Annotated in this window: 24 protein-coding genes; 13 read left to right on the top strand and 11 right to left on the bottom strand. The window is 34.2% G+C overall.

Features of this window, described 5'->3' with window-relative positions:
- Positions 1 to 79 precede the first annotated feature (79 nt).
- The 3 genes from K6119_RS12220 to K6119_RS12210 form a co-directional block, all read right to left on the bottom strand.
- A complete protein-coding gene (locus tag K6119_RS12220) occupies positions 80 to 673 on the bottom strand; it encodes a suppressor of fused domain protein (RefSeq protein ID WP_221832078.1) in 594 nt (197 codons plus the stop codon).
- Positions 674 to 749: 76 nt separating this feature from the next.
- Positions 750 to 1,139, bottom strand: a complete 390-nt coding sequence (locus K6119_RS12215) for a hypothetical protein (protein WP_221832077.1) — start codon at positions 1,137 to 1,139, stop codon at positions 750 to 752.
- A gap of 194 nt (positions 1,140 to 1,333) precedes the next feature.
- Positions 1,334 to 1,717, bottom strand: coding sequence for a hypothetical protein (locus tag K6119_RS12210; protein WP_221832075.1), 384 nt, complete (start codon positions 1,715 to 1,717; stop codon positions 1,334 to 1,336).
- A gap of 84 nt (positions 1,718 to 1,801) precedes the next feature.
- Between K6119_RS12210 and pheS the strand changes: the two genes are divergently transcribed.
- The 6 genes from pheS to K6119_RS12180 are packed head-to-tail and all read left to right on the top strand — an operon-like array spanning position 1,802 to position 6,698.
- Complete coding sequence (pheS, locus tag K6119_RS12205; RefSeq protein ID WP_221832073.1) at positions 1,802 to 2,833, top strand: phenylalanine--tRNA ligase subunit alpha; 1,032 nt, start codon at positions 1,802 to 1,804, stop codon at positions 2,831 to 2,833.
- On the top strand, positions 2,833 to 3,198 hold the full coding sequence (gene ytxJ, locus K6119_RS12200; protein WP_221832071.1) for a bacillithiol system redox-active protein YtxJ: 366 nt from the start codon (positions 2,833 to 2,835) through the stop codon (positions 3,196 to 3,198). Before pheS ends, ytxJ begins: the two co-directional genes overlap by 1 nt.
- The gene (locus K6119_RS12195; protein WP_221832068.1) at positions 3,195 to 3,920 is read left to right on the top strand and encodes a LytR/AlgR family response regulator transcription factor; all 726 of its coding nucleotides are present in this window, start codon (positions 3,195 to 3,197) and stop codon (positions 3,918 to 3,920) included. Before ytxJ ends, K6119_RS12195 begins: the two co-directional genes overlap by 4 nt.
- Positions 3,921 to 3,925: 5 nt before the next feature.
- Positions 3,926 to 5,002 (top strand): glutaminyl-peptide cyclotransferase, encoded by a 1,077-nt coding sequence (locus tag K6119_RS12190; RefSeq protein ID WP_221832066.1) that lies wholly within the window; start codon positions 3,926 to 3,928, stop codon positions 5,000 to 5,002.
- A complete protein-coding gene (rsmI, locus tag K6119_RS12185; RefSeq protein ID WP_221832064.1) occupies positions 5,002 to 5,673 on the top strand; it encodes a 16S rRNA (cytidine(1402)-2'-O)-methyltransferase in 672 nt (223 codons plus the stop codon). Before K6119_RS12190 ends, rsmI begins: the two co-directional genes overlap by 1 nt.
- Entirely contained in the window at positions 5,673 to 6,698 is a 1,026-nt protein-coding gene (locus tag K6119_RS12180) for a quinone oxidoreductase family protein (protein WP_221832062.1), read from the top strand. The genes rsmI and K6119_RS12180 overlap by 1 nt, the downstream gene beginning before the upstream one ends.
- Positions 6,699 to 6,858: 160 nt before the next feature.
- Here K6119_RS12180 and K6119_RS12175 read toward each other — a convergent pair whose 3' ends face one another.
- Positions 6,859 to 10,554, bottom strand: a complete 3,696-nt coding sequence (locus K6119_RS12175) for a two-component regulator propeller domain-containing protein (RefSeq protein ID WP_221832060.1) — start codon at positions 10,552 to 10,554, stop codon at positions 6,859 to 6,861.
- A gap of 168 nt (positions 10,555 to 10,722) precedes the next feature.
- Between K6119_RS12175 and K6119_RS12170 the strand changes: the two genes are divergently transcribed.
- Genes K6119_RS12170 through K6119_RS12160 form a run of 3 tightly spaced genes read left to right on the top strand, consistent with a single transcriptional unit; the run spans position 10,723 to position 13,944 of the window.
- On the top strand, positions 10,723 to 11,931 hold the full coding sequence (locus K6119_RS12170) for a hypothetical protein (RefSeq protein ID WP_221832058.1): 1,209 nt from the start codon (positions 10,723 to 10,725) through the stop codon (positions 11,929 to 11,931).
- A gap of 34 nt (positions 11,932 to 11,965) precedes the next feature.
- A complete protein-coding gene (locus tag K6119_RS12165) occupies positions 11,966 to 12,871 on the top strand; it encodes a lysylphosphatidylglycerol synthase domain-containing protein (protein WP_221832056.1) in 906 nt (301 codons plus the stop codon).
- Positions 12,868 to 13,944 (top strand): glycosyltransferase, encoded by a 1,077-nt coding sequence (locus tag K6119_RS12160; protein WP_221832054.1) that lies wholly within the window; start codon positions 12,868 to 12,870, stop codon positions 13,942 to 13,944. Before K6119_RS12165 ends, K6119_RS12160 begins: the two co-directional genes overlap by 4 nt.
- Here K6119_RS12160 and K6119_RS12155 read toward each other — a convergent pair.
- From K6119_RS12155 to K6119_RS12130, 6 genes are all read right to left on the bottom strand, one after another.
- On the bottom strand, positions 13,941 to 15,329 hold the full coding sequence (locus tag K6119_RS12155) for a short-chain fatty acid transporter (protein WP_221832052.1): 1,389 nt from the start codon (positions 15,327 to 15,329) through the stop codon (positions 13,941 to 13,943). The genes K6119_RS12160 and K6119_RS12155 overlap by 4 nt on opposite strands.
- Positions 15,326 to 15,844: a hypothetical protein gene (locus tag K6119_RS12150; protein ID WP_221832050.1), complete on the bottom strand. Its 519-nt coding sequence runs from the start codon at positions 15,842 to 15,844 to the stop codon at positions 15,326 to 15,328. Before K6119_RS12150 ends, K6119_RS12155 begins: the two co-directional genes overlap by 4 nt.
- Position 15,845: 1 nt before the next feature.
- Positions 15,846 to 16,439 carry a hypothetical protein gene (locus K6119_RS12145; RefSeq protein WP_221832048.1) on the bottom strand — a complete coding sequence of 198 codons (594 nt, stop codon included), beginning with the start codon at positions 16,437 to 16,439 and terminating at the stop codon, positions 15,846 to 15,848.
- 43 nt (positions 16,440 to 16,482) lie between these two features.
- A complete protein-coding gene (locus tag K6119_RS12140) occupies positions 16,483 to 17,151 on the bottom strand; it encodes a YceI family protein (protein WP_221832046.1) in 669 nt (222 codons plus the stop codon).
- A 110-nt stretch (positions 17,152 to 17,261) separates the two neighbouring features.
- Positions 17,262 to 17,624 (bottom strand): DUF3127 domain-containing protein, encoded by a 363-nt coding sequence (locus K6119_RS12135; RefSeq protein ID WP_221832044.1) that lies wholly within the window; start codon positions 17,622 to 17,624, stop codon positions 17,262 to 17,264.
- Between the two features lie 41 nt (positions 17,625 to 17,665).
- Positions 17,666 to 18,559: a flavin reductase family protein gene (locus K6119_RS12130; protein WP_221832041.1), complete on the bottom strand. Its 894-nt coding sequence runs from the start codon at positions 18,557 to 18,559 to the stop codon at positions 17,666 to 17,668.
- 141 nt (positions 18,560 to 18,700) lie between these two features.
- Here K6119_RS12130 and K6119_RS12125 point away from each other — a divergent pair, with 141 nt between their 5' ends.
- The 4 genes from K6119_RS12125 (at position 18,701) to K6119_RS12110 (ending at position 21,613) form a co-directional block, all read left to right on the top strand.
- The gene (locus tag K6119_RS12125; protein WP_221832039.1) at positions 18,701 to 19,030 is read left to right on the top strand and encodes an energy transducer TonB; all 330 of its coding nucleotides are present in this window, start codon (positions 18,701 to 18,703) and stop codon (positions 19,028 to 19,030) included.
- A gap of 103 nt (positions 19,031 to 19,133) precedes the next feature.
- A complete protein-coding gene (locus K6119_RS12120) occupies positions 19,134 to 19,622 on the top strand; it encodes an RNA polymerase sigma factor (protein WP_221832037.1) in 489 nt (162 codons plus the stop codon).
- Positions 19,622 to 20,650, top strand: coding sequence for a hypothetical protein (locus K6119_RS12115; RefSeq protein WP_221832035.1), 1,029 nt, complete (start codon positions 19,622 to 19,624; stop codon positions 20,648 to 20,650). The genes K6119_RS12120 and K6119_RS12115 overlap by 1 nt, the downstream gene beginning before the upstream one ends.
- Positions 20,651 to 20,767: 117 nt before the next feature.
- A complete protein-coding gene (locus tag K6119_RS12110) occupies positions 20,768 to 21,613 on the top strand; it encodes a porin family protein (protein WP_221832033.1) in 846 nt (281 codons plus the stop codon).
- Between the two features lie 33 nt (positions 21,614 to 21,646).
- Here the strand turns inward: K6119_RS12110 and K6119_RS12105 are convergent, their stop codons facing one another.
- Positions 21,647 to 22,540, bottom strand: a complete 894-nt coding sequence (locus K6119_RS12105) for a class I SAM-dependent methyltransferase (protein ID WP_221832031.1) — start codon at positions 22,538 to 22,540, stop codon at positions 21,647 to 21,649.
- Positions 22,541 to 22,545: the final 5 nt, after the last annotated feature.

Below are 22,545 nucleotides of genomic sequence, written 5' to 3'. Positions count from 1 at the left end.
CTTTAAATGATTCTCAATAAGCAAGCAATGTTTAAAAATAAACACTTTGGAAGAACATTTGTGAAAAAACAACGAACTGTTAAAATAATTTGAACATTTTTCGCTGCATTACGCTCTGTCTAAAAATGTCTATTCTTTCGTCTAAATTATTCTTTTTAAGCTTTTTATAAAGCAATGTATGTGAATTTTTTAGTTTATAATTCACTTCATCTTGAAAAAGAGGGAAAACCGCAAGTAATTTATACCCTTTAGCACTCAGATCTGCATCTTGGTAAATTTCATGTAAATGTTTGGGTCTACTGACAATAAAATGATTGGTAGCTAATCGTTCGTCAATTTCTTGTGGTGGATTTCCTGCCGGAATTGTATCACCATCACCAAACCATGTGTTATTTTTTTGTGGTAATTGAGCAATTCTGTTCAACCAATGAATGGGCCAATTATTATTCTCTAGATTAAGATATTCAGGTAACCACATATACAATTCAATGTGTTGTAAGTCTGCATTTGCCTCATTTACGTTTTGCTCGTAAACGCTCATTCCGTTAGTAATCAGTAATTGATGCGAATTGTCATTTGCTTTGCACTTATATATATCAATGTTATACTCAGGGTTTTGATGTATAAGTTCAATTTGATAATTGTCTTGAATTATTTGTGGAAGATTATTCATTGGAATCCAAAATTACAACAATAAAAAAACCCTGACTTCAAATTGAAATCAGGGTTGCATATTTTTAATTGAATTTTTATGGTTGAAGAATTACTGTTTCTTCGTTAACCTTTTCTTCTTCAATTTTAATAATTCCTTGACCGTACAGTGAATCTCCACTTCTTACTTCAATGTCCAATACTGTAAATCCAGCTTGACCTAAATTAAAGTGATCAGTGTAATCAAATGTTGCAATTCCATCTGCATCAGACATCAATGTATCATCTATTATAATTGCACCGTGCTCTACGATAGAAGGTGTAGGATATAATCTCACCATAGCTCCTCCAAAAGGCGCACCAGAAGTATCAACTACTCTGATTTTTGCGATAGTGGGAGCTTCTTTTTTACATGAAGTAAAAGTGGTAACACCAAAGATGCTCAATACCATAACTCCTACTCCGATTTTTGCAAATAACTTATTCATTTCTTTTCAAATTGTAAGTATATGAATTACTGTACACCAACAAAAATACGATAATTTTATCAAAAAGGTTCGCATTTTCTAATATAGAGACGTAATCATATACTTGTGCGTTGGCAATAATAGCTAATTAACCACATAAAATGGATTAATTATTATGCTAAAACAATTGAAAGGATGAAAAAGTTACAGGCAACCTAAATAGGTGCTACTACAACGGTTACTTCAGTGGTTTTCTCAGGCTCAACTTTTATTATTCCTTCTCCATATTCATTATTGGGAGCATTAACATTTATATCCAGTAACCTAAATCCTGCCTGACCTAGATTAAAATCATCTGTATAATCATAAATGGCATATCCATCTGCATTGGTGTAAGCAACATCATCTTCTACCACTGGTCCGAGTTGAGGATCGGGGTTTGGAAACAAGATTACTTCTGCATTGCTAACTGGTGCACCATCAGTATTTACAACTAATACTTTGGCAACTGAAGGTTTTTCTCTTCTACAAGCAGATAAATTAAAAATGAAAAGAAAACTGATAATGGCGAAAAGCCCTGATTTGACGAAAGATTTCATAAATAAAGTTTTAATTTTGTATGAATAAAATCTTTGTCTTGGTTGTATTTAAAACAATCTGATAAGACAAATAGTTACAGCCTGATGGATTTAAAACAACTTATTACCGAAATTGAACAAGAAATTGCTGCTGCTGAAATTAAGGGACAGGAACAATTAGAGGCTTTTAGAATAGCTTACTTGGGAAGTAAAAACAAATTGAAAGATTTGTACAAAGAACTCAAGTCTGTTCCCAATGAACTGAAAAAAGAAGTTGGTCAGGCAATTAATGCTTTAAAGACTTTAGCAGAAGATAAATTCAATGAAGCTGCTGAGGCGAACAGTAAAAAATCTTCTGGCAACCTATCAAAATTTGATTTGAGTAGACCGGCAGAGGAAATTGAAATTGGCGCACGTCATCCATTGGCAGTAGTTAGAAATGAGATTATTGAAATATTTTCAAGAATAGGTTTTTCTGTTAGTGAAGGACCAGAGATTGAAGATGATTGGCATAATTTCTCAGCTTTAAACTTTCCGCCTGAACATCCCGCAAGAGACATGCAGGACACTTTTTTCATTCAAAAAGGGGATGATGAAATGGCTTTGCGAACACATACTTCTTCTGTTCAAGTTAGAGTGATGGAAGGAGAAGAACCTCCAATTAGAACTATTTCACCTGGAAGAGTTTATCGTAATGAAGCAATTTCTGCCAGAGCGCATTGCTTTTTCCATCAAGTAGAAGGATTGTATATTGATACGGATGTGTCATTTGCAGATTTAAAGCAAACACTATTGTATTTCGCTAAAGAGATGTTTGGTGAAAAAGCTGAAATCAGATTACGCCCGTCATATTTCCCATTTACTGAGCCATCAGCTGAGGTAGATGTTTCATGTACTATTTGTAATGGAGATGGTTGTAATGTTTGTAAGTATACCGGGTTTTTAGAGATTTTAGGTTGTGGAATGGTAGATCCAAATGTTTTAGAAGCTTGTGGAATTGATTCTAAAAAGTATGCAGGCTTTGCTTTTGGAATGGGAGTAGAAAGAATTGCACAATTAAAATATCGCGTTAACGATTTGAGATTATACTCAGAGAATGATGTGAGATTCCTTGAACAATTTAAATCTGCATATTAATGTTTGGATTATTTAAGAAAGAAGTGTCAAGCGATAAATGGGTAGACTTATCAAGTCAAGAACAGTTAGAAGATTTAATTGAACAATCTAATGAAAAGCCGGTACTGTTATTTAAACACAGTACAAGGTGTGCTACTAGCTTGATGGCTAAGAGAGAATTAGATTCTAACATTGAAATTTTAAAAGATGATGTAATAGCTGTATATTTAGATTTATTGAGACACCGCGATATATCTAATAGAATTGCTGAGGAATTCAACGTTATTCATGAGTCACCACAAGTTTTATTGATTAAAAACGGAAGTTGTATTTACAACGCATCTCATAGTGAAATTAAAACCAATGTCATAAAAAGACAACTATGATTAAAGCTGTTATTATAGATGATATCCCTGAAGCCATTACGGTTTTAAAATCTGATTTAGAAAATTATTGTGTAAACATTGAGGTTGTTGGTAGTGCTGAAGGAGTTGTTAGTGGTGCAAAATTGATTAAGGAGGTACAACCTGATTTAGTGTTTTTGGATATTCAAATGCAAGATGGTTCTGGGTTCGATCTTTTAGAAATCCTTCCTGAAAAGAATTTTAAATTGATATTTACTACTGCTTCTGATGAATATGCTGTAAAGGCATTTAAGTTTTCAGCTGTGGATTACTTGTTAAAGCCAATTGATCCGGATGAATTAATGGATGCTGTAAGTAAGATTGAAAATCAAAACCAGGCGGCAGATCGTATTGATTTGTTAAAGGAAAACTTTAATCAACCCAAGCGTATTGCCCTAAATACGCTAGAAAAGATTCATATCGTTAATGTGAATGAGATTTTAAGATGCGAATCTAATATCAACTATACCATGTTTTATTTTACTGATGACACTAAGTTGTTAGTTACAAAAACTTTAAAGGAGTTTGACAAACTACTTGGAGATCACGGTTTTATTAGGGTTCATCAATCTCATCTTATTAATACAGCATTTATTAAAGAATTCATTAAGTCTGATGGTTACATCATTATGAAAGATGGAACAAAAGTTCCTGTAAGTACCAGAAAAAAGCAGGTTTTGATGGATATGATTGCAAATTTTTAACCCTGATGAACAAACAACAAAAAGGATTTTATCATTGGACCCTTGTCTTTTTCACTTCCTTGCTTTTAACGGCTTGTGCCGGTGAAGAAACAACAGATGAAGATATTGATCACACAGTACCACCCAAAAGAGATGTACAAATTTCATCTCCGCTAAATGGTGATCAGTTTGTAATAGGTGATGAAATTAGCGTTCAGGTAGATGTAAATCATCCAGATTTAATTGATGAACTTGAGTTATGGGTAGCAGACACGCTATATCAAAGTCTTGATTTGACTTCAACAATTGTTAGAATTCCTACCAATAATGCAAGAGTAGGTGATACCAAGATATTTTTAAAATACAAAGACGGTAAGGGTGATGAGCACAGAGATAACAGAAATGTCACTTTGTTTTCAGATATAGTTCCTTCAGTTTGTGATGTAGCTATAGTGAATACTTATCCTCATTTAGTTGGTTCTTACACTCAAGGTTTGGAGTTTTACAAGGGAAAACTTTACGAATCTACCGGAAGAAGAGGCTTAAGTGTTGTTGCCAATGTGGATTTAAAAACCGGAAAACACAATCAATTTGTAGATCTTCCAAAAAACATTTTTGGTGAAGGAATTACCATTATGAATGATACTATTTATAACATTTCTTACACTGCTCAAAGTTGTAGGCTTTTTGATATGAATTTCAATTTGTTAACTGAGTTTACATATGAAGGTGAAGGCTGGGGATTGTGTAATGATGGTCAATACATTATCATGTCAAACGGATCTTCTGATTTAGTTTGGAGAGATCCACGTACTTTTAGAGAGGTAAAGAGATTACAAGTTTTTGACAATCAATCTAATGTTCCTCAATTAAATGAGCTAGAGTTAATTGATGGAGATATTTATGCAAATATTTATACTGACAGCAAAATAGCTCAAATTGACACTGCGTCTGGAAAAGTAAAGAGATATTTAAATTGTGCCTCTTTAGTAAATGCACAACAAGGATACGTGGACTATTTAAACGGTATAGCCTATAATGATGGTAAAATGTACGTAACCGGTAAACTTTGGCCGGCTATGTATGAAATAAAATGTGAGTAATGGGCAAGCTATATGTTATTCCCACTCCCATTGGTAATCTTGAGGACATTACTTATCGAGCTGTTCGGCTTTTAGCTGAGGTAAATGCAGTATTGGCTGAAGATACCAGAACTACCGGAAATCTTTTAAGACATTTTGAAATTAGTAATCAGCTAATCGCATTTCATTTAAATAATGAGCATAAAGTAGTGGATAGAATTCTCTCAGAATTACAGAACGGAATGATTTACGGTCTGGTTTCTGATGCTGGAACCCCTGGAATTTCCGATCCCGGATTTTTGTTGGTTAGGGCTTGTGTAGATGCAGGGATTGAAGTGGAATGTTTACCAGGCGCCACAGCTTTTGTTCCAGCCCTTGTTAATTCAGGTTTCCCTACTGAAAAGTTTGTTTATGAGGGTTTTTTACCACACAAAAAAGGAAGACAAACAAGAATTCAAAAAATTGCGGAAGAAGAAAGAACGGTAGTTTTTTATGAATCTCCGCATAGATTGGTAAAAGCATTAACCCAGCTTCAGGAAGTATTGCAGGAAGGAAGAAGAATTGCAGTATGTCGAGAAATCAGTAAAAAGTTTGAGGAAACCTTAAGAGGAACACCAGAAGAATTAATCACTCATTTTACACAACATCCAGTGAAGGGTGAATTTGTGGTGGTGGTAGAAGCGTATAAATAATGAAAGCGGCAGTACTTGTTAAAGTTGGCAAAGGTGAAGAAGCCTTTGAGATCAGAGATATTTCTAAACCCGTTCCTAAGGAGAATGAGGTACTAATTAAAGTTGAAACTTTCGGTTTAAATTTTGCTGATGTCATGTCTCGTAGAGGCAAGTACAAAGAAGCACCACCTATGCCATCAGTAGTAGGTTATGAAGTGGTTGGAATGGTAGAGGAATCGGCATCAGAAGATTACAAACACCTAGTGGGTAAAAGAGTGGTTGCATTTACCAGATTTGGTGGTTATGCAGAATATGCCGTTACACAAGGTTTGGCATGTGCAGAAATTGGGGACATTAATGCAGGAGAAGCTTGTGCTATTGCTGTTCAATATGCAACAGCTTATTACATGTGCATGGATTCTGTTAGATTGTATGAAGGGGATAAAGTAATGGTTCATGCCGGAGCAGGTGGAGTTGGAACGGCATTAATTCAATTGTGTAAGTTGCAAGGTTGTGAAGTTTTTGCAAATGCCGGTAGTGATGATAAGTTGGATTATATGAAACAGCAAGGAGCAGATCATGTAATGAATTACCGCACGCAGGATTATGCGGTAGAGATTCCTAAAATCATAAAAAAAGAAAGATTGCAAGCTACTTTTAATCCTATTGGAGGAGCTACCTATAAAAAGGATTTTGGATTAATAGGATCAGGAGGCAAAGTAATGTTGTTTGGAGCGTCTGATTTAACCAATAAAAAGTGGGGAGTATTTTCTGCTCTTAATTTTGCACGAAAAATGAGTTTATTGATGCCAATTAGTTTAGTTATGAACTCCAAGTCTATAATGGGTATTAACATGCTTAAAATAGGAGATAATGCACCTAAAATATTATCGCGTTGTATGAAAGAGTGTGTAGCCTTATTAAAAGAGGGAAAAGTAAAACCACACGTGGGTGCCGAATTTCAGTTAGAAGAAATAGGTAAAGCACACGATTTGTTGGAGTCTAGAAAATCAATGGGTAAAATTGTGGTGCATATTAAGTCTTAAACTCGCACTAATTACACTCGCACTCCTATAACACAGACGGACTCGCTTGACCATTCAGCCTGAATGTGCTCGTTCCTGCGCTCGCATTGCGAGCTTTCATCATCAATCCTTCCATTTCATTTCAGGATTAGATTCCGTCATCTGTTATAGTTCGTGCTCATTACACTCGCACTCCTATAACACAGACGTCATCTAGTTGTTCAAACTCACCTTTCCATTTTTCAAATTCAGTTTCAATAAACTTAATCTGATTTTCAATATCCTGATTTTGAACAGACATCAATAATTCTTTAAAGTTGGCGGCCTTCATTTTTTTGCCTTTATCGCCACCAAATTGGTCTGCATATCCATCTGAGAATATAAAAATGGTATCACCTTCCATTAAATCAAAATGGTGAGTGGTATATGGCTGTTGATCCTCAAAAATTCCAATTGGTTGTTTATCCGCTTTGATTTCAATGAATGTAAATCCATCTTGCTCCAAAACTTTACTGCGTTCCGGTAATGTACCTTCCAATTCTGCTATTGTGCTAGTTCCTTTTCTGATTACCCACAATGGATTATTAGCTCCTGCATAATCTAGGCTCTTAATTTTTCCATTGGTTTTGTTCAATTTAATAAGGGCAATGTCCATTCCATCTTTCACTCCTTCATCAGATTTTTGGAACTCTTCAATAACCAATTCTCGCGTTTTATTCAATACTAAAGCCGGGTCGGTAAAACCAAATTCTCTTACAGCTCTGTTTAAGCCGTTGTTACAAATTACGGAAACCATAGCTCCTGGAACTCCATGTCCTGTACAATCCGCGGCAGCTAGTAACACATCATCTCCAACTTCTTCCATCCAATAAAAGTCTCCTGCAACTATATCTTTAGGTTTATAAAGAACGAAACAAGACGGAATCGCTTCATTGATCATTCTTTCAGATGGCATGATCGCATTTTGAATTCGTTTTGCGTACATGATTGAATCTAGAATTTCTTGATTCTTAGTATTTAACACTTCATGTGCTGCCTCTACTTTTTCTTTTTGAGATTCTACTATTTCCTTTTGTTTTCGGATACTTTCTGTTGCAAGCTCTATCTCATTTTCAAGCACTTTTTGCCTTCTTCTTAATTCTAAAGTTCGCCACTTAATGATTCCAAAAACAATTCCTATAATTATTAATAAGAATAAAATACGCGCCCACCAGGCATGCCACCATGGCCTATTAATTTCAAATGAAAAGGAGGTAGTTTCGCTCTCTGTTCCATCTCTTGCAATAGTTTTTAAATGAAAAGTATATTTGCCATAAGACAAGTTTCTGTAATCTGCAGTGTTGTTGTCTCTACTTATATTCCAGTCTTTTTCAAAACCCTCTAAGTAATATTTGAACTGTAAATTGTCCGGATCTTTCCAGTTAATTCCTGAAAATTCAAATGTCAAATGATTGAGTGTGTGTGGTAATTCTAAAGATTTTGGAATATTGTGGTTGTCCTCAGTTCCTGATGTTTGGATACTTGAAATATCGTCAATTACAGCTGAATCACTCTCTTCTAAATTTTTGTAGTCAACAAAATGTCCATTGATGTAAACGGTTTCCAAATAACATTTCGGAGGTGTTTTATCAAAGTTTAAATTGTCTAAATCTCTAATAATTAATCCACCTTCAGATCCCATCATGATTCTATTTTCAGAATCAATGAATATTGAACCTTGAATAAAGTCTATGCTGGTAATACCATTGCTTTTGTCAAATCTTTGAATTTGATAGTCACTTAAATCCCATTGATTATTAACGGATTCATTAGGCACCAAAACTAAAATTCCATGATCCGTTGTTATCCAATAACGGTTTTCTTTGTCTTGAATAAGTGCCATGATGTTTCTGTTCATTAAAGGATGATCAACCCTTTTTAAAACACCATCTTCGTAATAATTCAGTCCTTTTTCAGTACACATCCATATTCTACCATTCTTGTCTTCTGATAGTTGATGAATGATCATACTAAGCATTCCTTCTTTCTTTGTGAGATATTTAATGCTGTCTTTTATTATTACAGCCGCACCTTGTCCTTCAGAAGCAATCCATATTTCATCTTTATCAGTGATTAATAAATCACGGTAATTGGTGATATACAGTCCTTGTGGATAGCTAAAATTGTAAACAGCAGTGTCCGCTACATGAGTAAGAGGATTAAAATTTCCAGCCATCCAAATATCTCCATTGGAGGAGGTGTCTACACATGTTGGGTTGTATGGCCATCCAAATCCATTTCCAAATCTTCCGGCCGTACCGTCACTCTTCACCCTTATAGGACCACCATTTAATCCCATTATCCAAACACTGGTATCCGGCTTTATCATTATATCTCTTGAAACAAAGTGTTGGTTGTATTTTCTTAAACCAGATGTGTCATGAATCATAACACCTTCTTGTGAAGCATAATAATATGTGCCATTGGGAAATTCTTTTACACTGTAAATCAAGTTGTTTTCTAAGCCTGTATATTGATTTAGACTAGTAAATGAGTGTTTTTTAAAATATGAAACTCCTCCATTTTCAGTAGACACCCAAAGTCCACCATGTTGATCTTCGTCCATTGAAACAACATAGCGGCTATTCATCCCTTCTTCTTCTCCAAAGAGGTTTAATTCATTAGTGTTTCTATTCCAACGAAACAATCCTCTTCCATATCCTGCTAACCATAAATTATTTTCTTTGTCTTCATATATGTCTATATTCAAATCAGGTACGGGAGTTCCTTCAATTCTGAAAGTTCTTATTGTGTCGCTATCTAAATGAGCAAAATAACCGCTCCAATGAGAAAAATATGGTTGCCCATTTTTATCCATTGTAATTACATTGATATAGGTAGATCCAGTGCTGGTATGATGATGTGAATGTAAAATGCGAAGCACATTGTTTTCATCAATCACATAACCCGAAGTTCCAAAACCACTGATCCATTTTCTGTTTTGAGGATCAACACATACACTGGTAGTAGGACGGTTAGTAACAACTCCTTGTGCCTGTTGATATTTGTAGAATTTTGTTCCGTCAAAGTGAGCAAACCCTCCAAATTCAATTGTCATCCATAATTCATTGTCATGGTCAAAAGTGATGTGGTTGATCTTTTTTGCAAGTGCAATAGAATCAATAGGATAAATTGTAAAGTTCATTCCGTCATATTTAATAACGCCTGAACTCCTGGTACCAAACCAAATGTTATTGTCTAAGTCCTGTGCTAAACATGTGATGTTAGACTCAGGTAATCCCGCCTTTTCATCATAAGTTTTAATTGATCGTCCATCATATTTTACCAAACCTTTGTCAGTGGCCATCCAAACATATTCATTGGCATCAACCATAATGTCTAATACCATATTACTTGGAAGTCCTTCGTCTTTAGTCAAAGTTCTGATATCGTATTGAGCATTGTCCTTATACCTTGCTGGAAGGAGATGTTGTTGCTGAGGTTCTTTAACAGATACAATTTTTGGCTCGATAAATACTTCGGCTGGAGGCAAATAAAGTGTGTCATTATAATCAGGTACTATTGCAGAATCCAGGTTAAAGTAAGAGGCGTGATGTTCCTTTATATAACCTTCATTTTTACGAAAAGGAATTTCTACTGTTCCATAAGGCCTTCCTTTATGTTCTATAGATATTCTACCATTTTCATGTGCAACACCGTTGTTATCAAATGAAATAAATTCACCTGTTGGTATTGTGTCTCCTGTTTGTTGGTTGATGAATGTGCCATTATATTCCTCTGACAGTGCTGATTGCTCTGCAGATACATCAACTTCAGTTTCTGTTTGACAAGCGGTCAAAAAGACTAAAAAGAATAAAGTTTTGAAAGTTGTTTTCACCTCACCAAAAAATCCAAGTATGTAAATATATCAAATTGAAGGTTAATTGTATATGTAGGGATGTTGATGTTTAGTTATTTATGTTAAAAATAAATCACATTGGCAAGATTGTTGTTTTAGGGTGTGAACTAATCAATATTTTTATATTTAAAGATTAAATAGACGCCTATGAAAAAAATGATACTATTAATGGTGGCCGGAATAAGTACTTTGGCTATGGGTCAAAATGTGACGGAAAATAAGGTTTCCTTCAATTTTATTCAATTGCCATCAAATCCAATTTCGACTGATTATAAGACCTTTAATGTGCTTGTAGAACGTAAGTATGAACAAGCTAATAACGATAGTTTGGTTGCTTATCAAGCAAAAGTTGAACAAGCTACACTTGAATATGAAGCTTTATTAATAGCCTGGAAAGAGCAAGTGAAAAATGCCAAAAAGAACTATTTAACACAAATGGTGACATGGCAAAAAGCGGTAAATGGTGGAAATACTACGGTTGTTCAGCCTAAAGAGCCTATTTATCCGTCTGCACCAATCATGAGAGAAATACCCCAACCACTTTTACATGCAGATGTATTAGATGATCAGGTTTCAAACTCAGTTTCATTAGCCGGTTTTGACAGAGGAGAAGGTGGTGCTACTATCACAGTAGGAATCTTACCTATTTCAAATTATGAAATAAAAATGTCTCAAAAAGGCGAAGGAGCAGCTATAAAATATACATATACAGCAAATTATAAGCTTCCATTAGAATTAAAAGTTGAAGACCCTTCAAGTGGTGTTGTTTTGCAAACTATCATTCTAAACTCTATACGATCTTATACAATTGGAACTTATGCATCTCAATATGAATATGATTTATATGCTTTGGACAATGAAAGTAAAATTTGGACTGATGTAGAGAATAGTGCCAGATCTACTTCTTATTCTCAAATCAATACTTTTATTAATGATAAATGTGGATACCCTGTTAAAACACGTACTTGTGAAATTTACACGGTTAAAAAGCATAAGGATCATCAATACAATGATTTGGTAAATGCTTTCACAGTTGCATCACAAGGTTATCAAATGGTTGGGCAGTCAAGAGACAGAGCAGCAGCAAAAGGTAAAATTAATGAGGCCATTACAATTTGGAAAACTATGTTAAAAGAAAGTAACATGGGTGATAACAAAGCAAGAGTAAATGATAAAGTAACGGCTTTATTATATACTAATTTGGCTGAGGCATACATTTGGTTAAGTGAGTTTGATACTGCAGAAATGTACATTAATCAAGCAATTGGTGCGGGAGTTTTCAAATTTAAAAAAGCTGCCGAAGATTTGCGTGGTTTGTTGAATGAGCGTAAATTAAGATGGAATACCAACTTTTAATAGGTTGACCAAAACAAAGAAAAATAAACTATTAATGATAAAGCTAGTCTTCGGACTGGCTTTATTGTTGTTTATAGGGTGGAAATTAAGCGCATCATTTAGGGATGATGATATTGATTTTTTATCCTTTAATAAAGATGGTGTTGTATTCATTGTGATAGCTGCATTGTTGATGCCAATTAATTGGTTATTTGAATCGGTTAAATGGCATTTACTTTTAAGGCGCATTGAAAGGCAAAGTTTTGGACAGACCTATTTAGATGTTTTGTCCGGAATAAGTACTAGTTTATTAACACCAAACAGAATCGGTAATTTTATTGGTCGTTCAATTCGTTTGCAGAAAGTGAACAGAACCAAAGCAATTGTGTCTACAATTCATTCCAATTTGGCTCAATTTAATGCGAGCATTGTCTTTGGTACTGGTGCACTTATGATCATTGGTTTTGAAGATCCTGCTATTGATGAAAATGCCATTCGCTTTTCCGCAATATTAGTTCTAGTGGCCGGATTTGTACTGTTCTTATATCCCGCAATAATTGATTTTAATCCCTTGTCTAGGTTGTACTCTGAGCAATTAAGATCCGCATTGAATTTTATACAAAATGAGTCGTTAATATTAAAACTTAGTCTTTTCATTATTAGCTCTTTAAGATATATTATATTTTTAGTTCAATTCTACCTTTTATTGGTGGCTTTTAACGCTAATGGTGAAGCGTCAAATTTGATTCCTGCTATTGCATTAGTCTTTTTAATTACATCTATAATTCCTTCATTTTTGTTTGGTAAACTCTTTGTTAGAGAGGCATCAGCCTTATTTGTTTTAGAATCTTATGGAGTGCAAACACCAGTTATTTTAACTTCTGTATTTTTATTGTGGATGATTAATTTGGGTCTGCCTGCTCTTGTCGGGGCTTTACCATTGTTAAAATCTAAGGAATGATGATGCCGCAAGTGTTTTACATTGTCATGACTGTAGCACTATTACAATTATTGCTAGCGGTAATTTTCAGTGGAATTTACCTGGGAAAACATCCACTTAAAAGAGGTAAAATTGAAAAATTGAGTGTTGTTATTCCATTTAAAAATGAGGAGGATCGTATCCATGGTCTAATCGATAGCATTAACAAGGTTATTATTCCCAAATCAATGGAGGTTGAATTCTTTTTTGTTGATGATCATTCTACTGATAATACAGCAGCTTTGTTGACAAAAGATCTATTAAAACCACATAAAATTTTGTTGAATAATGGAAAAGGTAAAAAGGATGCAATTGATACAGCTATAATTAATTCTCAATTTGATTATATCTTATGTTGGGATGCAGACATTAGATTTAATGAATCTTATCTCAACACTGTTTACATGATGGCTGAGGCTGATTGTTGGATTTTGCCTGTACGATTGAAAGCTAATAATTTCATTGCTCGTTTGGGAAGTATTGAGTTTGATTGGATGCAGATTTTAACTTTTATATCAGTTAAATTCAATAAACCTTTATTGAGTAATGGAGCTAATTTTTTGTTTAGAAAAGAGCGTTATTTTCAAGCGAAAGAAATAAGATCAGATTTTAATATCGCCTCAGGGGATGATGTTTTTTTACTAAATGCTTTTAAAGAATTGCATGCAGATATACAAGTAACAAAAGTGCGTTCAATAGAAGTGGAAACAGATGCCCCTGTTGATTTAATCACATTGTTTAATCAAAGGAAAAGGTGGATCAATAAGGTATTCAAAATGAAGAGTGGAATATCTTTATTGTTGGGTCTATTTGTTTCATTGATTGCAATAGTTCCAATTGTTTCAATAGCCCTATCGTTGGTATATGCTGATGTGCTTTTTCTTGTCCCTTTGTTTTGTAAGTATTTAATTGAATACCTTTTTTTAAGGATGTACAATGGAGTTCAAAATGGTTTTTCAGATTTAGGTATTGTGCTAATACATCAACTTTTTTATCCTATTTATTTGTTTGTATTGCTTTTTTACAAACCCCATGATGAACGTTGGGAAGCTTAAAAGATAATCAGTCCTAATACAAATATTATTAATCCGGCTAAGAACAAAATCAAGGTATAAGGTAAAATGTCTTTTGCCTTTAAGCCGGTAATTCCTAACAATGGTAATGCCCAAAAAGGCTGTAGCATATTTGTTAATTGATCTCCATAGGATAGCGCCATTATTGACTTGGAATAAGAAGCACCAAGTTCTTGAGCTGCTGCAATTATAATTGGTCCTTGTACGGCCCATTGTCCTCCTCCTGATGGAACAAAAATGTTTACTATTCCCGCAGAAGCAAATGTGTATAATGGGAAAGTGTTTTCATTGCTCGCATCAACAAAAGCATCTGAAATTTCCATGATTAATCCAGAACCAACCATTAGTCCTAATATTCCGAAATACAAGGGAAACTGAAGTAATATTCCTGTTGCTCCCAGAATGGCATCATTACCGGCTTTAAGAAACCTATGAATGCTGCTGTGCATGATAAGACTTAATCCAAGTAAAGTCAAATTGATGAAGTTTGGTTGTAAAAATTTAAGCGATAGGTAATCTGGCTGAATTACTGCTTTGTGAAATGCATAGAATATGATAAAACCACCAATAGTAAAGGCTAAAATTTTACTGTGATCAAGTTTTTCTGCTCCTGCAACTTCTTCATTGTTATCTTCTTCTTTCGTAAGCTTAGGCAGATTGTGATAGGGTTTATCTTTTCTTCCAATCCAATACATGAGTAAAGGCAATGCAATTAGCAAAACAATCGTGACAACTATATTCATAGGTGAAAAAACTGTTTCAGACATGTCAATTCTGCTGGGAACGGTAGTAAGATCAACATCCATTCCATTGAGTAAAGTTGGAATATTACCTTCGTCAGATGCTTTAATAGGAGCTGATCCTGATATGCCTCCATGCCACACCATTAATCCTGAGTATGCTGCAGCTCCTATTAATGGGTAATTGAGTGGTTTATTGAGTTCATTAAATTTTTCTCCTACTTTTCTTGCTAGAATTGCTCCAAATATTAATCCTAATCCCCAATTAAATAAGCTTACCATTATAGTGCTTATGGTCACAACATATGCAGTTGACTTTGTATCTACACAGGGCTGGATAATATAATTGATGAATTTAGCAACAGGTTTTGATAAAGCAATTATGTGTCCTAAAACAAGCATTAGCATCATCTGAAACGCAAAGTACAGTCCACTTGATGTATTGTTCCATAAACCATTTTCCCAATGTTTTAAAAGGTCAATTGAATAAGTTCCAATGCCAACATTTTCAGGTTTAGTAATTACTAAGGCCAGGATAAAGGTAATTACTGTAAGAATGATGGCTATAGTAAAAGGACTAGGTAATAATTTGGAATATCCCTTTATAAACTTGTCTGAAAAACTCATTTTTTCTTAGTTTTTTTCAAAGTAGCATATTGAAAAGATAAGGTGTTATAAGATTGAACGGCTGGAATTTCATTGCCATTTGCATCTTTTTCTCCTCCTGTCTTTTTAGCTTTCTTTGAAGAAGATAATTCGTATTTAAAACCTTTTTTTGTTTTTATGTATGAGACATGTAAAAAATTCCCTTGTACTTCAAATACACTAACTAACCTGTTGTTTCCAAAGTTCATGTCCAGTTCAATTCCATTTTGTTCGTCAAGTGTGTAATGATTTTGATCTGCTTTTTTAAGTAAATAGCTTCTTTTTTGTTGTTGCTCATCTTGACCATAAGTCAATGTGAAATTGTAAGTGCTGTCACTATTTAATTCTATATCCAATTCCATGTGAAAATTTGCCGTTTTACCGGCTAGATTAACAGAGGTAAGTTCACCTTCAAAATGGCCCATCCAATCCGAAGGTAATTGTGCAAATGACATTAATGATATTACTGTAAAAAATAAGGATGATATTAATTTCATATTAGTTCTTTTGAAGTTCAAGCATGAGTTCAAGGATATGATCTAATTGTGTAATTTGACTTGGTTTTTGTATTTCCATTCTACTTACGTATGAAAACACACCAGATTCGCATTGAAGCGTCCCATTTAAATCGTGTTGATTTTTTGAAAGTAAAGCTTGTTTTTTATAGTCAAGAAAAGCTTTAAATGATGATTCATCAGATGACTTTATTAAAAAGGTTTTATCAAATTGATGATCCTGGAATTCAATGTCTTTAAATCCGAAAATTTTACCCGCTTTTGAGAAGAAAGTTTCCTTTCCAATTTTAAAATCAACCTTAATAGGGGAGTCTGAAAAAATGATTTGGGTATATACTTTTTTACTTTTTCCCTTACCTATTATTTTTTCGTCAATTCTGATTGTTAAATCCCCAACTGAGCCCGTGAGTTGAGGTGTCATGTAAAGAAACTGTGTAGATTGGCCATATTCCAGACCTTTACTCTCTGCAAATGCTTTAAATAATTCGGCTTTGTTTTGATTTCTTCTTCTGGCATACATTATCATAAACATGATAAATACCAGTAAAACAGAAAGTCCTATGAATCCTCCAAGCATAAAGTAAATATATTAAAATACTTTCTGCTTGAAGGACTTTGGTTTACTGTTGCAATTTTAATTCACAGTAGAAGTTCACTTTTACAATATTTCCTACTCCGGTTTCTTCATCCTGACCATAAGCGGTTCTGTCTATTTCAAATGATCCTTGAAATGCCTCAAACTTTGCTGTAGTTTCCCCACCACTGCCAAGGTGTAAAAATGGTACGTCTAAAGATTTGGTAGTTCCATTAAGCGTCAATTCACCTTTGGCAACATATGAAGTATCGCCCATCTCAACTGATGATGAAATGAAATTGATTTCAGGATATTTTTCTACGTGGAAAAAACCCTCTTCTCTTAAGTGCTCATCTCTTGTACTATTGCCTGTGTTTAGGCTTTCAGTAACAATTTTTACGCTAAGAGTAGATTGTTTAAAATCTTCTGGTACTTCAAAAGTTATTTCAAATTCAGTGAATCCACCTTTTGTAGTTTTTAAACCGTCAGTATGAAACAAAATTTCGGCAACTCCATCTTTGGTGCTGGTGTAATAAGTGCCTAGTAGCGTATCCAAAGAAGGGGATGAGTTTACCTCTTCATTGTTGTAATCTATTGTTTCTTCCAGATTAGATTTTTCAATATTACTTTCATATTCTCCCCAGGGAATTATGAATATGATAGCCACTGCCAATACAACGACAATAACTGTTCCTATGATGATTTTCTTTAACATGATCAAAATATATGTTTAAACAAATATATGATGATTTTCTGTGTTAAAGTGCTAAAAAATTGTTAAAACAATTGGAAACTTAAAACAGGAATAAGTCCAGCCGGGATAACTTAGAATGGTAAGTCGTCGTCTCCTTCAGCTACGAAAGTTTCAGCATTATCAGCTGTTGTAGCAGATTCTCCGGCACCACTTCCTAATGGTTCAACTTTCCATGCATCAAGCGAATTGAAAAATCTTACAGTTCCATCTTTAGGATTGGTCCACTCTCTACCTCTTAGGAAGAATGTAACTTCTACATTATCTCCTACCTTAAAATTGTCCAACATTTCAACTCTGTCCTGAACAGCTTGAAACAAAATTGTTTGAGCATATTGTCCCGAAGCATCCACAACTACAAATTCTCTTTTCTTGAAAGAATCGTTGATTTGTTGAATCTCACTAATTACTTTTAATTCTCCTTTAAGGGTATACATATTATAACTTATTTACAGGTTGGTATTATTATAAAATACAATTAATTATTGAAAGAGAGGAGGGTTTTCCAAGCTTCTTCCAATTTATCTTCATTTAAAAGCTCTTTTGCTTTTTTGTGCAACGCTATTTCTAATGCTGCTTGTTCGTCTTCCAAAGAAACGAATAAATCTGCCAATTCAACTAATTTGTAATCATTGACATCCGTTTCATTGGGTAATTCTTCAATGCCTGCTAATTGGCCCAGGTCATTTCCGGTCAAAATGCTAGAGGACAATATATCCTGTGGTATTTGATCAAATCCAATTCCTTTTGTAACAATTGGTTTGGTGATTTCAAACATAGAATTCTTGTCTGCTCTGCAGTACCAATTACCACCCATTCTGGCGACTAAATCAATTTTTTGTTGATCTATTTTTCCATTATCACCCATTACTTTCTCATCAATATGAATGCGTGTCACTTCACATATGATCAGATTTCCTGCTCCGCCACCATTGCCCAATTCTTTTACCTCAATTACTTTGCATTCAAATTGAACAGGAGATTCTGCCACCCTGAACGGTTTTATGGTATCAGATTCTAATTTGGTAAATCCCGCCTTAATGAATTCATCTACGCCCGATTCGTAAGGAGAACTGGCCAAAGACATTTGATGAACAATGTCATAAGTAACTACGTTGATGACAACTTCAGGAACCTTTTTTACATTCTCATAGGTGTCTTTTGTTGCCCCTGTTCTTCCACTCCTTGCCGGAGAAAAAACCATAATAGGTGGATTGGCAGAAAACACGTTGAAAAAGCTGAAGGGAGCCAAATTAGGAACATCATTTTCGTCAATGGTACTTGCAAATGCAATAGGACGTGGACCAATTGCACCTAACAAATGGCCATGTAATACAGGTATTTCTAATTCTTTAGGATCTAGCGTCAACATAGAAGGCAAAGTTACCTAAAATTTAAGCTTTCCAAAGGGTTGTTAAAAGATTGTAGAAAAGTTAAAATCGGTTAAAATTTCTTTGCACTGTAACTTTTAATTCAAAAATGGGTCCTACTGAAAACAGTAAAAGTTAACACTATGAAAACTTTATTAATAACCACCCTTTTAACCTTTTTTGTTGGAGTGCAAACAGCTCAAGCAAGTAATGATCCCAAACTTAACCAGATTACAAAGATTGTAGCTGAGAAAATACATTATCCAAAAAATGCTATTCAAAATCATGAGGAAGGAACAGTTTATGTTGCCTTCAAAGTGGTTGATGGAAATGTAGAAGCAGAAGTTTTGGAAGGATTATCAGAAGAATTAAATGCTGAAGCTTTGTCTGCTGTAAAAACATTACCAGCTGCAGAATTGCTTAATTTTGAGGATAAAACATACATTCTTCCAATTAAATTTGAATTAAAATAATTTGAAGCTGTAACTTTTTAAATGTAGCTCCGTCCTACAGAAAATTGACGGAAAAAGATGTTAGATTTTCATCCTGATTTTTCAGGTTACCCCATGAAAAGAAATGACAAGAGAAGAGTACAATAAAGCAGTTGAAGACTATGCGGATAACATTTACCGCTTTGTCGTGAAGCATCTGAAAAATACAGATGTTGCTAAAGATGTTGTGCAAGACACTTTTGCCAAAGTATGGGAAAGAAAAGAAAACATCTCTTACGAGAAAGTTAGATCCTACTTGTTCACTACAGCTCATCATACTATGATTGATGTGTTGAGAAAAGAAAAGTTTAAGGATGATGTAGATACAATTGATCGTCATGTTCAACAAAAACCTTCTTTTAATACTGATTTACAGGAGGTGTTGCACGAAGCCCTAGACCAATTGCCTGAAATTCAAAAAACAGTTGTTTTGTTGAGAGATTATGAAGGTTATGCTTATGACGAAATTGGTGAAATCACTGGTCTTAAAGAAAGTCAAGTGAAGGTTTACATCTTTAGAGCAAGAAAGAAATTGAAAGATTATTTAGTAAGTATAGAAGCAGTAATTGACTAATGGAACGCATCAACTTAAATAACTATGAGGCCTTTTTCCTAGATTATTTGGAAGGGAATCTCAATGCTCAGCAAGAGTTTGAGTTGATGGATTTTATTCAAAAACATCCTGAGCTTAAAGAAGAGTTGGACATTGATTTATCGGATTTACAATTAAAGTCAGATGATGAAATCAGTATGTCTAAATCTGCATTGTTGATGGATATTTCTGATGATGAAATTGAAGAGAAAATGATTGCTGCTATAGAAGGACAATTGGATCAAACAGAATTAAAAAAACTGGATCAAACCGTGGCTTCTAAAGGTTTAGATTTGGATTATCTCTACTATCAAAATACTAAGTTAGTTCCAAATTTAAATGAGGTATTTGATAACAAAGATCAGCTTAAGAAAAAGAACGGAATTATCATTCCTATGTTTGTTCGTTATGCTGCAGCAGCAGCTGTGATTGTAATTTTTATTAGTTTATTTCCTTTTGGAAACAATGAAATAAATAATTCAGGTGTAGCAGAACAAAATGATGAGCTTAACACTTTGAATTCGCATGATGGAGTGAATCCAATTGCTCTTAAGTCATTTGGTGTTGATGTAAACGATTCAGCTGTTAGCTCAGAAAATTCATACGGTATTAATGAAAACTTAATTCGCTATGAATCTAATTTATTTGCAGAAGATCAACATGAAAAAGATGCAATAAAAGATACTAGTCTCAAGCAAATTATTCAACCGGATTTGAATGAAGATATAGTGAAAAAAGAGGATGGAATTATTGATCAAAAAGATCCTAATGATCAAAAGAATCCAATTCCTGAAAATATTGAAGACCAAATCATAATTGAAGAAGATGATGTAGCCGTATTTGATCCTGAAACAATTATTGAAGAGCCCATCAAACCAATAACAAGTGTAGCATCTAATATTTTTAACAGAGACATTTATTATCAAAGAGAAAAGGAAACTCAAACCAATAATTATGTGGCTCACCACTTTAAAATTGGTCGCTTTGAATTTGAGCGTAAAAAAGATTAAAAATCTTCATACCCAACTGTAACTTTTGAATCATTAAGTCGTCCCACAAATAACAAGGAAAGAGCGGATTTGTTAGGCCTGCAGTATGTCCTCTCTTCACCACAAAAAATTAAAACAATGAAAAAGATATTTACATTATTAGCAATCATTTCAACTGCCACAATTGGCCTGGCACAGAATGAAAATTCACAAGAAAACAAACCTGATACAACCAGGTTTAATATTGGAAATACAGAGTTTATCATCATTAATAATGATACCATCAGAGTTGATGATGAAGGAACTGACTTTGAAGATCCGGATGAAAAAGAAGGAAAGTCATACAAAGAAAATACTGATCTAGCTTATTGGTCTGGATTTGAAGTAGGAGTGAACATGTTGATGAATAATCAATTCCAACCTGATTTTACAGAAGAGCATTTGAAAATAGATCCGGCAAGTTCATTCACTTATAACTTTAACTTTCTAGAGTATTTTATAAAATTGGGAACACCGCATGTTGGTCTGGTAACCGGTGCAGGATTTACCAATAGCAGATACGGATTAAAGAATCAATATGCTACGCTATACGCCAACTCAGATACTACTTTTGCTTTTTTAGATAGCAGTATCACAGGCGGATATACCAGAAATCAGCTGCGCGTAAGTTATTTTACAGTTCCGTTGTTGTTACAATTCAATACATCTAAGTACAAGAAAAAGAACTTTCATGTTGCCGTTGGTGTAATTGGAGGAGTGCGTTTCAATTCTAAAATGAAATATGAATATGAGACTACTGAGGGAACTGCTAAATCAAAAGTGAAAGGAAGATATAATGTAAACCCTTTTCAGGCATCTTTAACGGCCAGAGTAGGTTTCAGAAATTTCGGAGTGTTTGCCAATTTTGATATGCTGCCTTTATTTGAAAACCAGGCATCCAGAGTTGCAAAACCACTCACATTTGGAGCTTGTTTACACTTCTAGTCAAATAAATAATCTAAACTAAAGTCGCTTATTTTAAGCGGCTTTTTTTATGACATATATTTGGCTTGAATAAGTCTCATTATTTGCTTTCATGTTGGATCTAAATCCATTCCAAAAACCTTTAATGATATCACCAATTGATAATTTTTTGTGTTGATTTTTATATTGCTCACTAAGCATGCTTACGTAGTAGCTGTCAAACTTCATTGGTAATACCTTTTCTACTTCCATTCCGTGCTTTTTCATAAGCGTTTTAATGTCAGCCGGTGCAAAGTGATAAAGATGGATAGGTAAATCATATGCTGCCCAATATTTTTGGTAGTGTTTCGCATCAAAAGATGTTCTATTAGGAACTGCTACATACAAGTATCCATCATCTTTTAATACATTTTTAATTTGGGCCAAATCCTTATTTAAATCATAAACATGTTCCAATACATGCCACATGGTAATACTGTCAAAAGTATTGGCTTCTAAACTATGCAAATCCGTTGCTGGAGAAACATCAACTCCTTTGTCGGCTGCTAATTTACGTGCATCATCAGAGGGTTCTAATCCCTTTACTTTCCAATTTTGGCTTGCAAAAAGTAAAAAGTCACCTGTTCCACATCCAATGTCTAATAGATGCCCTTGTGATTTTCCTCTTGAGCTAAGTTTAAACTTTTGTTTAATTGCCCTTTTTCTTACTATGTGATAAAGCCTTTCAAAAAGACCTTTTTTAGATGAAGTATGTGAAATGTAATTTTCACTTTTATAGTAATCACCTATTTTATCTTCGGTAGGAATGGGATTGGTGAACCAAAATCCGCAAGAAGTACAACTTACTATTGTAAATTCTTCTTGGGTATAACCATAATCTACTCCTTCAAGTGCAGTTGAAAATTCACTTGAATCGCAAACAGGACATTGTGTAATTTGATTCATCATGCTGT

The organism is Paracrocinitomix mangrovi (assembly GCF_019740355.2).
Lineage (GTDB): Bacteria > Bacteroidota > Bacteroidia > Flavobacteriales_D > Crocinitomicaceae > Paracrocinitomix > Paracrocinitomix mangrovi.
The sequence above is the reverse complement of the archived record's forward strand: the minus strand, read 5'-3'. Positions and strand labels throughout refer to the sequence as shown.

Excerpts from the sequence above, each read along its gene's own strand:
- K6119_RS12130 (WP_221832041.1), bottom strand. The coding sequence starts at position 18,559 with ATGTTGACGCTAGATCCTAAAGAATTAGAAATACCTGTATTACATGGC.
- K6119_RS12105 (WP_221832031.1), bottom strand. The coding sequence starts at position 22,540 with ATGATGAATCAAATTACACAATGTCCTGTTTGCGATTCAAGTGAATTT.
- K6119_RS12180 (WP_221832062.1), top strand. The coding sequence starts at position 5,673 with ATGAAAGCGGCAGTACTTGTTAAAGTTGGCAAAGGTGAAGAAGCCTTT.
- rsmI (WP_221832064.1), top strand. The coding sequence starts at position 5,002 with ATGGGCAAGCTATATGTTATTCCCACTCCCATTGGTAATCTTGAGGAC.
- K6119_RS12125 (WP_221832039.1), top strand. The coding sequence starts at position 18,701 with ATGAAAACTTTATTAATAACCACCCTTTTAACCTTTTTTGTTGGAGTG.
- K6119_RS12160 (WP_221832054.1), top strand. The coding sequence starts at position 12,868 with ATGATGATGCCGCAAGTGTTTTACATTGTCATGACTGTAGCACTATTA.
- K6119_RS12150 (WP_221832050.1), bottom strand. The coding sequence starts at position 15,844 with ATGAAATTAATATCATCCTTATTTTTTACAGTAATATCATTAATGTCA.
- K6119_RS12210 (WP_221832075.1), bottom strand. The coding sequence starts at position 1,717 with ATGAAATCTTTCGTCAAATCAGGGCTTTTCGCCATTATCAGTTTTCTT.
- K6119_RS12140 (WP_221832046.1), bottom strand. The coding sequence starts at position 17,151 with ATGTTAAAGAAAATCATCATAGGAACAGTTATTGTCGTTGTATTGGCA.
- K6119_RS12195 (WP_221832068.1), top strand. The coding sequence starts at position 3,195 with ATGATTAAAGCTGTTATTATAGATGATATCCCTGAAGCCATTACGGTT.
- pheS (WP_221832073.1), top strand. The coding sequence starts at position 1,802 with ATGGATTTAAAACAACTTATTACCGAAATTGAACAAGAAATTGCTGCT.
- K6119_RS12110 (WP_221832033.1), top strand. The coding sequence starts at position 20,768 with ATGAAAAAGATATTTACATTATTAGCAATCATTTCAACTGCCACAATT.
- ytxJ (WP_221832071.1), top strand. The coding sequence starts at position 2,833 with ATGTTTGGATTATTTAAGAAAGAAGTGTCAAGCGATAAATGGGTAGAC.
- K6119_RS12120 (WP_221832037.1), top strand. The coding sequence starts at position 19,134 with ATGACAAGAGAAGAGTACAATAAAGCAGTTGAAGACTATGCGGATAAC.
- K6119_RS12155 (WP_221832052.1), bottom strand. The coding sequence starts at position 15,329 with ATGAGTTTTTCAGACAAGTTTATAAAGGGATATTCCAAATTATTACCT.
- K6119_RS12135 (WP_221832044.1), bottom strand. The coding sequence starts at position 17,624 with ATGTATACCCTTAAAGGAGAATTAAAAGTAATTAGTGAGATTCAACAA.
- K6119_RS12190 (WP_221832066.1), top strand. The coding sequence starts at position 3,926 with ATGAACAAACAACAAAAAGGATTTTATCATTGGACCCTTGTCTTTTTC.
- K6119_RS12145 (WP_221832048.1), bottom strand. The coding sequence starts at position 16,439 with ATGCTTGGAGGATTCATAGGACTTTCTGTTTTACTGGTATTTATCATG.
- K6119_RS12115 (WP_221832035.1), top strand. The coding sequence starts at position 19,622 with ATGGAACGCATCAACTTAAATAACTATGAGGCCTTTTTCCTAGATTAT.
- K6119_RS12220 (WP_221832078.1), bottom strand. The coding sequence starts at position 673 with ATGAATAATCTTCCACAAATAATTCAAGACAATTATCAAATTGAACTT.
- K6119_RS12165 (WP_221832056.1), top strand. The coding sequence starts at position 11,966 with ATGATAAAGCTAGTCTTCGGACTGGCTTTATTGTTGTTTATAGGGTGG.
- K6119_RS12215 (WP_221832077.1), bottom strand. The coding sequence starts at position 1,139 with ATGAATAAGTTATTTGCAAAAATCGGAGTAGGAGTTATGGTATTGAGC.
- K6119_RS12170 (WP_221832058.1), top strand. The coding sequence starts at position 10,723 with ATGAAAAAAATGATACTATTAATGGTGGCCGGAATAAGTACTTTGGCT.